We start from the raw sequence: 12879 nt of genomic DNA, 5'->3' as shown, positions 1-12879 counted from the left end.
GGAAGCGGATACGACTGTGGCGGGGCGCGCGAACGCACCCCGCCACATCAAGCTTGCGCCTTACTTGGCGAGAGCGACGTTCCAGAAGGACGGCCACGGCATTGCCGCATAGCCGGACAGCTTCGGCGAGGCGCCCGCCAGTGCGGCGAAGTTGCCGGCGCGGATATAGGGCACCTCGTCATAGACGACCTGCTGGACCTTGCCCCAGAGCGCGCCGCGCTTCGCCGGGTCGGGCTCGTTGTTGAAGGCGCTGAGCGCGGCCTCCTTGGCCGGGCTCGACCACCAGCCCGGAGCGCCTTCGCCGAGTTGCGGCGGAGACAGCATCGGCTCGGGAAGGAAGGCCGAGTGGGTGATGTAGATGTCCCACAGCGCCGGGTCGCCGCGACGCTGGACCAGGGTGGCCCAGTCGACGACATCGAGCTGGACCTTGAAGCCGGCGGCCTTGAGCTGTTCGGCCATCACCAGCGCCATGCGGTGATGGAAATCATACTGCTTCGAGTTGAGGATACGGATCGGCGCTCCGTCATATTTGGCCTCGGCCAGCAGCTTCTTGGCGCCGGCGACGTCCGGCTTGCTGTACTTGTCCTTGCCGGCCTCCGAATAGAACGGCGAGCCCTTCGGGAAATGCTCGGCCGCCAGTGCGAAGAACTTCGGCTCGCCGAAGCCGGCCATCATCACCTCTTCGAGGTCGAGGGCCATCTGGAAGGCCTGACGGACCTTCAGGTCGGCCATCGACCCCTGCTTGGTGTTGGTCGGGAAATACGGGAAGCCGAAGGGCATGGTCAGCACGGGGCGCGTGCCGCTCGCGGCGGAGACCTTCTTGTAGCTCTCGACCGGCAGCTGGTCGGCGAATTGATACTGGCCGGCGATGGCGCCTTCGACGCGGGTATTGGCGCTCGGCACCGGGATGAAGCGCAGCTCGTCGATCTTGGCTTCGCGCTTGCCGGCATAGCCGGAGGCGGGCTCGCTGCGCGAGGCGTAGCCATCATGCTTCACCAGCACGACAAACTGGTCCGGCTTGCGCTCGCGGAACTTGTAGGGGCCGGTGCCGACGAATTCGGTCAGCGGGGTGGCGATCGATTCCTTTGCCATGATCGCGGCGAAGCCGGAGGGCAGCGCCAGATGGGCGAGCAGCGCCGGCTCGACCTTGCTGAGCTGGATCTCGACGGTCGACGGGCTCTTGGCGGTCAGGCTCGTAATGCTCTTCGCCAGACCCTTGCCGCGCGGCGTCATCTCGAGCCAGCGCTTCAGCGAGGCGACGACGTCCTCGGAATCGAGGTCCCGGCCGTTATGCAGCTTCACGCCCTTGCGTAGCTCGATCGTGTAGGTCTTGCCGTCCGCGGACACCGTCGGCAGTGCTGCCGCCAGCATCGGCTGCGTCGCCCAGTTCGCATCGAAGGTGAACAGCGGCTCGTAGACGTGCTGCATGATCGTTCCGACCAGATCTGCGGTCGACGCCATCGGATCGAGCGACTGCGGCTCGCCGACCATGGCAAGATTGGCGCTGGATGCGCTCTGCGCCATGGCCGCCATCGGCATCAGCGCAGCCGAGGCGCCAAGGGCCGCTGCTAGGACGCCCAGTCCGCGCCGGGTGACAGAATTCTGATTGTGATCGCGGTTCCGCATTGGCCTCTCCCTGCCGTTCGCGTTGCCTATTGTGAGGGTGATGAAAATTTATTACGCAAATGGCATCTGTCAATGGCCAAATTTCATGCTGCATAGCAATATAAGGGTGAATTTGCGCCGAAGTGATTGATATTTCTATCTGGCTCTGTAATTAAATTCCATATGACCCAGGGGTAACCAATGTCCTCTCTCGATCTGGTTCTGCGCGGCGGGCGGGTTGTCGACCCCGGCCAGGGCATCGATGCGGTTCTTGATGTCGGTGTCGCGGACGGACGCATTGCAGCCCTGGCGCCGCGCCTGGACGCTCCGCAGATCCACGATGTTTCCGGCAGGATCGTCACGCCCGGCCTGATCGACCTGCACACTCATGTCTATTGGGGCGGGACGTCGCTGGGTGTCGACCCGCTGATCCTCGCGCGCCGCGGCTGCACCACGCTCGTCGATACCGGCAGTGCCGGTGCCGGAAATTTCGATGGCTTCCGCCGGCATGTCATCGACACCTGCCCCGTGCGAATCGTTGCCTATCTCAACATCTCCTTTGCCGGCATCTATGCGTTCTCGAAGACCATCATGGTCGGCGAGAGCGGTGACCAGCGCCTGCTGGCGCCGATCGACACCCTCGCGGTCGCCGAGGCCAATCGCGATGTGCTCGCCGGTCTGAAGGTGCGCGTCGGCCATCACGCGTCAGGTACTGCCGGTCTCGTCCCGCTCGAAATCGCGCGCCAGACGGCGGAGCGGCTCGACATGCGCATGATGGTGCATATCGATCACCCGCCTCCGACGCTCGAGCAGGTGCTCGCCCTGATGCGCCCCGGCGATGTGCTGACCCATTGCTTCCGGCCGTTCCCGAACTCGCCCGTGACGCGCGATGGCGGCGTGCTGCCGGCCGTCAATGAGGCGCGCGAGCGCGGCATCATCTTCGATATCGGCCATGGCATGGGCTCGTTCTCCTTCGACGTCGCCCGCACCATGCTCGCCAACGGCTTTGCTCCGGACACGATCTCCAGCGACGTCCATGCCTTGTGCATCGAGGGGCCGGCCTTTGATCTGACGACGACGATGTCAAAGTTTCTCTGCCTCGGCATGCCGCTGGACGAGGTGATCAGGCGCACGACGGTCAATGCAGCGCAGGCGATCGAGCGTCCGGAGCTGGGCACGCTTGCCCCTGGGGCGATCGCCGACATCTCGATCCTGTCGCTTGAGGCCGGGGCCTTCGACTATGTCGATTCGACCGGCGCGATCCTGCAGGGGGCCGAGCGCCTGACGGCGGCGGGGATCGTGATCGGCGGCCGCCTCTGGGAGGCATGCCAAGAGACGAGGCAGGTGGGCTGACGCATTACGCCTCGAGATGCGGCACGGCCTCGCTTCCGGGGAGTTTGATGCTGTTGCGCGGCTGTGACGGCGGCCTGATGCCGCGGACGACGCGCCCGCGGCGGTCCATTCCCTCCGGATTCGTCGGCCCAAGAGCTCGCGGAACGACGCCCGGCACTTTCCTTCCTCAATGAAACGGTAGTATAGTTCTGCATTCTGCATCCGATGGCGGCCGGACGCAGGATTTTCTACTCGCGGTAGTAATAGGTCCGGTTCTGCCGGGCAGACGGAAAGGCCGGCAACCATGATGAGGGGAACTGAACCGCTCGAAGTCTGGGAGATCATTTCCTCCCCGGCCGGCTATGCGGCCCTGCAATACGCAGCCGAGCAGGGGGATCCTCCTCTCGAGCCTTTGGTCACACTCATCGAAGAAACCTGCGGAACTTGGTTATCCTGCGATCCCGCTACCCATCTCAAGCGCATTCACAGGATGGTGGCGCGGCTGATGATGGCCGATGGCTGGCAGGAGGCCGGCGTGAAGCCGATGCGGCGCGGACGCCTGATCACCGAGGCCATGACCTTCCAGCGCGGCCCTGATCAAATGGTGCAATAGCGCGGCTTCAGCCGGCCTCGACCCAGGGCATCTCCGTCCCCGTGGGATCGCCCTGTGCCGCCACTCTCTCGATCAGGCGCATATGTCGGTCGAGGCAGCTTTCCAGTTCGAATCTCGCCTGCACTGTCGCCCGTGCCGCGCAGCGCAGGCCCTCGAGCTCGCCCCGCCGTTCGAGTGCCTGCACGATCGTGGCTGCCAGGGCCGGCACGTCGTGAAACGGAGCGAGCAGCCCGTTGCGGCGGTCGGTAATCACCTCCTGGACCGGCGGTGTGCGTGAGCCGACGACCAGACAGCCGCAGGCCATCGCTTCCAGCAGGGACCAGGAGAGCACGAAGGGCACAGTCAGATAGACATGAACCGCGGAGACCTGGAACAGTCGCCGAAGCTCCTGATGTGCCAGCCAGGAAATGTGAACGAGGCGCTCGCCAAGCCGGGTTTCCTGCAGCATCGCATCTCGCCAGAGCTGCCCATCCGGACGCGGCCGGCCATAACCTGCGCCATCCCCGCCGACGACAATGAAGCGGGCATCGGGTCTTGCCTGTGCGACCAGCGCGGCGGCGCGCATGAATTGCGGATAGCCGCGATAGGGATCAAGGTCACGGGCGGCGAAGGTGACGATCTTGTCGCCGGCGCGAATCACCTCGCCATCGGGCAGCGTGAAACTGGCCTCCGCATTCGGCCGGCATAGCTGCGTATCGATGCCGTCATGGCAGATCGCGATCCGGTCGCGGATGCTGGCAGGGTATTGCCGGTGCTGCCAGCGCGTCGGGGTATAGGCGGCGTCGATGGCCTGCAGAGTGAGGAGTTGCGCGGCATTGCGCATTCTCAGCCGCATGCGCTCCGCGTCCGTCGCTTCGTCCGCGGGTTCGAAATCGAAATCCGAGTCCCGATCGTTGTAATAGTACTCGCAATAGCCGATCACCGGCGTGGCTGGCAGCGCGTCCTTCGCGAAGAGCAGCCCACCCCAGCCGGTATGACCGATGATGACGTCGGGTCGTTCATTGCGCGGCAGTCGCCGCAGGACGGAGGCCACGGCTTCGCCTGTCCTGACGTGATATTCCGTCGCGGCGAGGCTGGGGCTCGCCGTTACGGGTCCGCTGACGGTGTAGAGAATCTGGCGCAGCCCGGGACGGACGGCTTCCGCATGTTCCGTGACCAGCGTCACCTCGGCGCCGTCGCCGAGGAGGCGCCCGATCAGGTGAGCGAATTGACCAGATCCTGAACGATGAACGAATAAGACGCRCATGACGCCAGCAGAACCCCTCCATAGCGCAGGGCGTCGCTCCAGAGTTGCTCGAGACGCCGCAAGGTGTCGTAGGCCGTCCGCATGTCCGGTTCGACATCGAGATCCTGGCTCGGGCCGAACTGATTGCTCTCATCGAGCTGCTTGAGGCGCTCGACCAGAAGCTGGCCCTTGGGAGACAGCGAGATTCGGGCTAGCCGCCGGTCACGCGGCGAGGCGCCGCGCTCGAGGTAGCCGCTCTCGACCAGCTGCTTGAGGTTATAGGAGGCGTTCGAGCCGAGATAATAGCCACGGTCGAGCAGGTCGCGCACCGCGATCTCCCCAGTGCCGATCGTCAGCAGCACCATCACCTGCGAGGGCGAAACATCATCGACGCCCAGCCGGGTCAACTCCAGGCGCAGGTAGTCGAGAAAGCGCCGGTGGACCCTGTCGATCAGACGGGCGAGGTCGAGCTGGGTGACGGTGTTCCTCGAAATTCCATTGTCCGAATCAGTTTTCCGCTCTGGTCGGCCGGGCTGGCCGTTGACTGCGGCACCCAAAAACTGGGCGCCGTATTGCGGTTTCGAATGCATTCTCTACTCCGCCTGGTTTGAAATTGGGCACCCCGCCCGAAGAAAACCCCTTCTGGAGTGGAATAGCCTATACGCAAAGCACATGCCATCGACGATATGTGGAAACTAAGATTGTAGCAATTTTTTGATATGTATAAACTGTTTCAAAATTCAAAGTATTGCGTTTTTTGGCCATATTCCTCTTTAATAATCGAAGATATTCGATTCTTAGTCTGTCATCATAACGACACTCCTAGCGCAACATGCTAGTAATCGATCGTGTCCCCTTCTAGCGATAYTTTGTGGTTGATGGTTGGCCGTCACCCTGGCCGATCCGGACCCCTCTGCAACGGAGATATGAATGAAGGTCGCAGCTTCGGCGCCCGATGGTTTGATCCGTGAACTGCAGCGCTCCTTTGCCGGTGGCCTTGCCTATGCGGCCTTCCTGAGTTTCTGCGTCAACATCCTGCTGCTGACAGTGCCGATGTTCATGGTGCAGGTGCAGGACCGCGTCATCGTCAGCCGCAGCTTCGACACGCTCACCATGCTGCTGGTGATCGCGATCGCTGGTCTCGTTCTCTACGGTGTCATCGAGTTCATTCGCTCCCTGACCTTCCAGACCATGGCGAGCGGCTTCGCCCGGCGCCTCAATCTGCCGGCGCTGGAAGCGGCGGTCAGTGCTTCGCTCGAACAGGGCTCGGCCCAGGCCACCCAGGCGATTCGCGACCTGAACGATATCCGTTATTTCATCGCGAGCTCGGCCATTGCGACGCCGCTTGAGGCGGCCTGGTCGCCGATCTTCCTTGCCGTGCTCTTTGCCTTCCACCCGGTTTATGGGCTCGTCGGCGCGATCTCGCTGATCATATTGCTGATGCTCGGCGTGCTCTCCGACGTGCTGACGCGCCGTGTGCTGAAGGAGGCCAACGAAGAAGGCGTCGCCAGCATCAACGATGTCGGCGCCAGTCTGCGCCACGCCGAGACGATCGAGGCCATGGGTATGCTGCCGGCTTTGGCCAGGCGCTGGCGCGGCAAACAGGTGGCGATGATCGAGCTGCTCGATCTCGGCACGCGCCGCGGCAAGCTGATTGCAGCGGTGACCCGCGCCTCGCGCATGACGATGCAGCTCGCGATCTATGCGACCGGTGCCACGCTGATCATCAGGAACGAAGTCTCGGTGGGCACGCTGATGGCGGCGAGCATCCTGCTCGGCCGCCTGCTGGCGCCTTTCGATTCGATGATCTCCGACTGGCGGCAATGGGTGCTCGCGGCCGCCGCGTGGAAGCGCGTGCGCGATCTGCTGCTGCTCGGCTCGTCACGGCGCCAGACCACCGCCAATCCACCGACCCAGGGCGATCTGGTGATCGACCGCGTCGTTTACGCGCCGACCGGGGCAGAGCAGACCGTCATCAAGAGTGTCTCGTTCTCATTGTCGCCGGGCGAAGTGCTCGGCATCGTCGGCCCGTCCGGAGCCGGCAAATCGACTCTGGCGCGGCTGCTCGTCGGAGTTCTGAAGCCGAATGTCGGCGGCGTCTATCTCGACGGTCACAATGTCTATCTCTGGGAGCGCGCGTCCTTCGGCGCCATGGTGGGCTATCTGCCGCAATCGGTTTCGCTGCTGAACGGTACCATCGCCGACAATATCGCCCGGATGCGCATTCCGGAGCCGCAGGCCATTCTCGAGGCCGCTCGGACTGCCGGCGTGCATGAGCTGATCGGGCGCATGCCGCTCGGCTACGACACGAACGTCAATGACGGGGACTTCAAGCTCTCGGGCGGCCAGCGCCAGCGTATCGGCCTTGCCCGGGCGCTATACGGCGCGCCGCGCCTGCTGGTGCTGGACGAGCCCAATGCCAATCTTGATGCGGAAGGCGAACAGAGCCTGATCCGCGCCATCAATGCCGCGCGCGAGGGCGGTGCCATGGTCATCCTGATCGCGCATCGCCCCTCGGTGATGCAGATCGTCGACAAGATCCTGGTGCTGCGCGAGGGCAGGATCGCCCAGTTCGGACCGCGTTCCGCGATCGCCGGCATGATCACGCCTGGTGGCCTCGTCGAGATCGAACCCAAGCCGCAGGCCGGTGCGAGCAAGCCCCGCGAGGTGACGGCGTGAGCAAGCTCCCAGCCCCCATGAGCACGAGCCGCGCGCTCATCCCGGTCACTCCCGTCGAGGAGCCGGAGGAGCGGATGCCCTCGCTGCGCAATCTCGTGCTGGCCGGTGTCAGCGCGATCGCGATCGGCTTCGGCGGCTTCGGGGCCTGGGCGGTGACGGCAAGGCTCGACAATGCCGCCGTCGCGGTCGGTACCGTCGTGGTCGACAGCAAGCGCAAGACCGTCAGCCATCTCGAAGGCGGCGTCCTGAAGATGCTGCTCAAGCTTGAAGGGGACCGCGTCGTCAAGGATGAGCCCCTGCTGAGGCTCGAGGATGCACGTGCCCGCGCCGAGCTGCAGCAGCTCCACGGCAAGCGCGTCGGCTTCGAGGCCAGGCTGGCCCGGCTGCGCGCCGAGCAGAACAACGCGACGGAGATCGACTTTCCCGATGATCTCAAGATGGCCGGAACGCCGATTGCGCAGGAGGTGATCAGAGCGGAACGCAAGCTCTTCCAGGCGCGCACCCAGGTCTATGACGGGCGCATCAGCATCCAGAAGCGTGTCATCGAGCAGCATCAGGCCGAGACCGAGGCGCTTCAGGCCCAGATCGAGGCGACGCGCTTTCAGCGTAGCCTGATCGACGAGGAGGTCCGCGTGGTCGGGGACCTCTACGAGAAGCGCTATGCCAAGCGCAGCCAGCTTGTCGAACTCCAGACCAAGCAGAGCGAGCTTGCCGGACGCAGTGGCGAGGCCGCGGCCCGCAAGGCCAAGGCGGAGCAGGCGGTCGCAGGCGCGCAGCTCGAGATCACCTCGCTCGGCCTCGAACGGCAGAACGAGATCGCCAAGGATCTGCAGGATAGCCAGCTCGCCTTGTCCGAGGTGGTCGAGCGCATCGTCCAGGCTGAGGACGTGCTGCGCCGCCTCGTGGTCATGTCCCCGCAGGAGGGTATCGTCGCCAATATCCGGGCGCGGACCGCCGGAAGTGCGATTGCCGCCGGGGAGGCCATTCTCGACATCGTGCCCGAGCGCGAGCCCCTGATCGTCGAGGCCAAGGTCGATCCGCGCGACATCGACTCGGTCAAGCTCGGTGCCGAGACGCGGGTGCGGCTGACCGCCTTCAATGCGCGGCTGATGCCGCCGCTGATCTCGAAGGTGACCTATGTCGCTGCCGACCAGCTTGTCGATGAGAAGTCCGGCGTCGCCTATTTCATTGTCCGGGCCGAGATCACGCCAGAGAGTCTCGCCCAGAACAAGGTCACCCTTCATGCCGGCATGGCCGCAGAGGTCCTGATCGTGAACGGCTCGCGGCGCGCCGTGGACTATCTGCTGGCCCCCTTCGCCGAGAGCTTCAACCGGGCATTCCGGGAGGACTGAACAGGGGCGGTCGGTGCGAATTTTCGCAGTGAATTCAGGAAAGTAAGAATACGTTTCGATTTATATTTCGAATTTTGAAATTCATTCAATGTATAACGTCTGGCAATTAGAGAATTAACGCCAGTAAATCTTTTCGTGCCATAATATTGTCACAACAAATCTCTTGCTGCATCGCACATATTCGGTAGGCTTAGCTCCGTTGAGCAATGACGAGTCATCTGATCGTCATTGGGGCGGCGCCGTTTTGCGAGGTGTTTTGGCGAATGCGCGCCGAGACCCTCGGGGCGCCTCAGTTCATTTCCAGGAGGTGACTATGGCCACGATAGAAGGCAGCGCGTTCGACGACTTCTTGATCGGGACACGGTTCAGCGATGTGATTCATGCCGGTGCCGGCGACGACGTCGTCAAGGGCGGCCATGGAGCAGACGTCCTGTTCGGCGAAGACGGCGACGATGTCCTCTTCGGCGACCAAGGCGATGACGTCATCTTCGGTGGCGAGGGGCGCGATATCCTCTTCGGCGGTCAAGGCGACGATGTCCTTTCCGGCGACGAGGGCAATGATCTGCTCTCCGGCGGCCAGGGGGATGACGTGCTCATGGGTGGCGAGGGGAACGACCTGCTGCAGGGCGACTCCGGCAACGACGTTCTCATCGGTGGCGAAGGGAACGATATCCTCCAGGGCGGCTCCGGCAATGACGTGCTCGAGGGTGGTCTCGGCAACGACCTGCTCCAGGGCGGCTCGGGCAACGATGTCCTGATGGGCGGCGAGGGTAACGACATCCTCCAGGGTGGTTCGGGCGACGACCTGCTCTTCGGCGGCGAGGGCAACGACATCCTGTCCGGCGGTGCCGGCAACGACGTCTTCGTCTTCGAAGGGGGCGGCGGCAACGATCTCGTGCTCGATTTCGATGCCGGTCACGACATGTTGCAGATCGCCTCCGACATCAACGGCACTGGCGTTACCTCGGCAGACGACCTCGCCGCGCGGACGACGACGGTCAACGGCAATGCGGTTGTCGATCTCGGCAACGGCGATTCGCTCACTCTCGTCGGCGTCACCGCCGAGGACGTCCAGAGCGATCCGAACTCCTACTTCACCGTCGCGTAACGACCTCGCGACGCCGGCTACTCCCGGCCGGCGTCGCACCCTGACACGTCGGAAGTTGAGCCATGTTGACGATCACGACGACCCAGTTGGTCGGAGACCAAAACTCCAATCCCGAGTTGCTGCGGCTCTGTGGTTCCGTGTTCCTGCTGAGCTGGAGCCTCGACGGACCGCTCGCTGATCGGCAGGTCGTATCGCTGGCAAGCCGGGAGCGGCGCGTTTCCTCCGCCTCGCTGACGCTGGGTCTAGGCGACGGGCGCACCCGGATCGCCTCTGTCTTCCGGCATTCCGGCCATGACGAGATCGTCGCGACCTTGTCCGGTGGCAATCTCGGTCCGGATCAGGCCGTCTCCTTCGATCCCGAATTCGTGCATGCAATGGCGGAGGCGCCCGAGATTCTGCGCGAGCTGACGCCGGCCGCGAGGATTGCGCTGGCAAACGCCCTGATCGCGACCTGGCCAACCCTGTTCAACCTGCGGGAGACGACCGCCTATCTCGCCTTCCTGCGCCAGTTCCTGCTCGCACTTTCCCGCAAACCGACGCCTGTGTTGCCGGTCGCTGCGCTGCCCGACGGCAAGATCCTTCTTGAATCCTCGGTGCCCGGGCGCCTCGACGCGATCAAGGTGGCATACTGGCTCGGCCCCGCAAGCCTGACGCGTATCGCTGCGAATCCGAGGCTCGGCAAACCTGACCGGAGTGCCCGCCGCTCGCTGCACCTGGTCCTTGATGAGCCCCAGCCGCGCGGAGCAGGGCTGCTCGTCCTGCAAAGCGATGTCGGGTTGATCGTCCGGGCCCTTCCCGAGCGCGCCACGGCGCCGACGCTTGGCCGCTGGTGGGCCGGGAAGGCCAGTGAGCGCGACGATCTGCGCAGCTGGCTCGTCGAGCAACTGGCCGGCCAGTCCGAACAGGGGCGCCTGCTCGCGATCGAGATGCAGAGGCGACTGCCCTTGCCGGTCCAGAGCGTCCGTCGTCACGACGACCTGCCCTCGGCCGAGCTCGATCTCGCCGTCTCGACCTCTGCCGGCCTGCTGCTCGGTGGTTGGTACCGCGACCTGGACGGCTTGCTCGATCAGGTCCTCATTCACCGCAGCACCGGCGCGCCGAGCCCGATCGGTGACCGGATCGCGCGGTTCCCGGCCGTGATGGCAGAGCCCGGTGGCGACAACCGAGCAGTTACCGGTTTCCTCGGTCTCGTGCCCGACTATGCCGGCGGCGCCCCTGTCCTGCAGCCGCGGTGCGAGCTGAAGCTGCGATCGGGTACCACGCTTTTCCTGCGCCCGGCGCCGCAGCCCGCCGATATTGCGACCATCCGCGCCCGGGCCCTGGCCTCGATTCCGCCGCAGCATCTCACTGCTGAAATCCTGCAGCAGAGCCTCGCTCCCGTGCTTGCTGCGTGCCAGTCCGCGCTGCGCGACAGCCTGCCGGAGCCACGTGTGCGGACGATCGGCTCCTTGCCGGACCGGCCGAGCGTCTCGGTCGTGGTCCCGCTCTACCGGGTCTATGACTTTCTGCGGATCCAGGTGTCAGCCTTTGCGGCCGATCCCTGGTTCGTCGAGAAGGCCGAGCTGATCTATGTGCTCGATTCCCCCGAGCATGAGGCTGAGGTCGCGCATCTGCTCGGCGGCCTGCACCTTGCCTATGGCCTGCCGATCCAGCTCGTGGTGATGGGCCGCAATGGCGGTTTCTCGGCCGCCTGCAATGCCGGGGCCGAGGCGGCGCGTGGCGATGTGCTCGCCATGGTCAATTCGGATGTGATCCCGAGCGAGGCCGGGTGGCTGCCCGCGCTGGCGCGCAAGCTCGACCGGCGCGGGCGTGTCGGTGCAGTCGGGCCGAAACTGCTCTATGACGACGGCTCGCTGCAGCATGCCGGCCTCCATTTCAAGCGGGACCGTCACGGCGTCTGGCTCAACCATCATTACTTCAAGGGCATGCCGGGCAGCTATCGGCCCGCCAATGTCGAGCGGCTCGTACCCGGCGTCACCGGTGCCTGCATCGTGCTGCCGCGTGCGCTCTTCAACGAGGTCGGTGGCTTCGACGACAGCTATGTCATCGGCGACTACGAGGATAGCGACCTCTGCCTGAAGATCCGGCAGGCCGGCTTCGGTATCAAGTATGTGCCGTCCGTCGCGCTCTACCATCTCGAGCGCCAGTCGATCTCCAAGAGCCTGGATTACACCCGCGGCGTTGCCTCGCAGCACAATGCCTGGCTGCAGACGGGCCGCTGGGACGCCCAGATCGAAGCGCTGATGGCCGATGAATCGGCTCTGCCGCGCAAGGCCGCGCCCGCGCGCGACGCCGACATTCTTCCCCGTACCGTCCTCAGGAGGGCAAGCGCTGCATGACGGCGACCCTGGCACTGCGTCCCATAGAGCCCAGCCCGGGCACGATCCTCAGCCCCCCCGGCAAGGAATTCGACTGGCTGCTCGACCAWATCCGTACCAATCGCTTCCTGCCGCATCCCCCGGCCGAGAACATTTTTGTCGGTGACGGCGACTACCGCGAGATCGGCGCGGAATTCCTGGGCCATTACGTCCGGATCGGCCGCCTGAAGCCGACGGAGCGGGTCTTCGACATCGGCTGCGGCATCGGCCGCATGGCGGTGCCGCTGACGCAGTATCTCGATCCGTCGAAAGCGAGCTATGACGGCGTCGACCCCGTGATGGACGGCATCCTCTGGTGTGCCCAGACGATCACGCCGGTCTATCCGAGCTTCCGCTTTCAGCGGCTCGACATCGCCCATCCCCTCTACAATCCGCAGGGTTCGCTGCCCGGCACCGAAGTCGCTTTCGGCTTCGCGAACCAGAGCTTCGATTTCATCACGATGGTCTCTGTGGCGACGCATCTGCCGCCGGAAGAACTGACGGTCTACCTGAAGGAGGCCTGCCGCCTGCTTGCGCCAGGCGGACGCCTGTTCCTGACCGCCTTCGCCATTGACGGGCAGCCGACGGGGCAGGAGCGCCTGAAGTTC

The 12879-nt window shown here is 64.4% G+C and carries 10 protein-coding genes; 7 read left to right on the top strand and 3 right to left on the bottom strand.

Going from position 1 to position 12879, the window contains the following annotated elements; genetic code table 11:
- Window positions 1–60: 60 nt before the first annotated feature.
- Window positions 61–1626, bottom strand: coding sequence for an ABC transporter substrate-binding protein (locus tag AC1D34_RS03675; protein ID WP_476823516.1), 1566 nt, complete (start codon window positions 1624–1626; stop codon window positions 61–63).
- A 180-nt stretch (window positions 1627–1806) separates the two neighbouring features.
- On the opposite strand from AC1D34_RS03675, the gene AC1D34_RS03670 reads away from it, so the two are divergent.
- Both AC1D34_RS03670 and AC1D34_RS03665 read left to right on the top strand, forming a co-directional pair.
- Window positions 1807–2958, top strand: a complete 1152-nt coding sequence (locus AC1D34_RS03670) for an amidohydrolase/deacetylase family metallohydrolase (RefSeq protein ID WP_476823515.1) — start codon at window positions 1807–1809, stop codon at window positions 2956–2958.
- A 283-nt stretch (window positions 2959–3241) separates the two neighbouring features.
- Window positions 3242–3550 carry a hypothetical protein gene (locus AC1D34_RS03665; protein ID WP_441490754.1) on the top strand — a complete coding sequence of 103 codons (309 nt, stop codon included), beginning with the start codon at window positions 3242–3244 and terminating at the stop codon, window positions 3548–3550.
- Window positions 3551–3557: 7 nt separating this feature from the next.
- Here the strand turns inward: AC1D34_RS03665 and AC1D34_RS03660 are convergent, their stop codons facing one another.
- Both AC1D34_RS03660 and AC1D34_RS03655 read right to left on the bottom strand, forming a co-directional pair.
- A complete protein-coding gene (locus tag AC1D34_RS03660; RefSeq protein ID WP_476823514.1) occupies window positions 3558–4715 on the bottom strand; it encodes a glycosyltransferase in 1158 nt (385 codons plus the stop codon).
- Window positions 4716–4744: 29 nt separating this feature from the next.
- Entirely contained in the window at window positions 4745–5365 is a 621-nt protein-coding gene (locus AC1D34_RS03655; protein WP_441490756.1) for a MarR family winged helix-turn-helix transcriptional regulator, read from the bottom strand.
- Between the two features lie 340 nt (window positions 5366–5705).
- Here AC1D34_RS03655 and AC1D34_RS03650 point away from each other — a divergent pair, with 340 nt between their 5' ends.
- The 5 genes from AC1D34_RS03650 to AC1D34_RS03630 form a co-directional block, all read left to right on the top strand.
- Window positions 5706–7454: a type I secretion system permease/ATPase gene (locus tag AC1D34_RS03650; protein WP_441490757.1), complete on the top strand. Its 1749-nt coding sequence runs from the start codon at window positions 5706–5708 to the stop codon at window positions 7452–7454.
- Window positions 7451–8806 (top strand): HlyD family type I secretion periplasmic adaptor subunit, encoded by a 1356-nt coding sequence (locus AC1D34_RS03645; RefSeq protein WP_476775026.1) that lies wholly within the window; start codon window positions 7451–7453, stop codon window positions 8804–8806. The genes AC1D34_RS03650 and AC1D34_RS03645 overlap by 4 nt, the downstream gene beginning before the upstream one ends.
- 313 nt (window positions 8807–9119) lie before the next feature.
- The gene (locus AC1D34_RS03640) at window positions 9120–9914 is read left to right on the top strand and encodes a calcium-binding protein (protein ID WP_113517019.1); all 795 of its coding nucleotides are present in this window, start codon (window positions 9120–9122) and stop codon (window positions 9912–9914) included.
- A 62-nt stretch (window positions 9915–9976) separates the two neighbouring features.
- Complete coding sequence (locus tag AC1D34_RS03635) at window positions 9977–12253, top strand: glycosyltransferase (RefSeq protein ID WP_476823513.1); 2277 nt, start codon at window positions 9977–9979, stop codon at window positions 12251–12253.
- Window positions 12250–12879 (top strand): class I SAM-dependent methyltransferase (locus AC1D34_RS03630; RefSeq protein WP_476823512.1); only part of this gene is annotated, 630 nt, incomplete at its 3' end. The genes AC1D34_RS03635 and AC1D34_RS03630, both read left to right, overlap by 4 nt.

Source organism: Allobosea sp. P1_A7 (assembly GCF_056406775.1).
This window is presented reverse-complemented; position numbering and strand designations above follow the sequence as displayed.

What these genes read in the sequence shown, in the direction of transcription:
- AC1D34_RS03675 (WP_476823516.1), bottom strand. Translation starts at nt 1,626, where the DNA reads ATGCGGAACCGCGATCACAATCAGAATTCTGTCACCCGGCGCGGACTG.
- AC1D34_RS03670 (WP_476823515.1), top strand. Translation starts at nt 1,807, where the DNA reads ATGTCCTCTCTCGATCTGGTTCTGCGCGGCGGGCGGGTTGTCGACCCC.
- AC1D34_RS03665 (WP_441490754.1), top strand. Translation starts at nt 3,242, where the DNA reads ATGATGAGGGGAACTGAACCGCTCGAAGTCTGGGAGATCATTTCCTCC.
- AC1D34_RS03650 (WP_441490757.1), top strand. Translation starts at nt 5,706, where the DNA reads ATGAAGGTCGCAGCTTCGGCGCCCGATGGTTTGATCCGTGAACTGCAG.
- AC1D34_RS03640 (WP_113517019.1), top strand. Translation starts at nt 9,120, where the DNA reads ATGGCCACGATAGAAGGCAGCGCGTTCGACGACTTCTTGATCGGGACA.
- AC1D34_RS03635 (WP_476823513.1), top strand. Translation starts at nt 9,977, where the DNA reads ATGTTGACGATCACGACGACCCAGTTGGTCGGAGACCAAAACTCCAAT.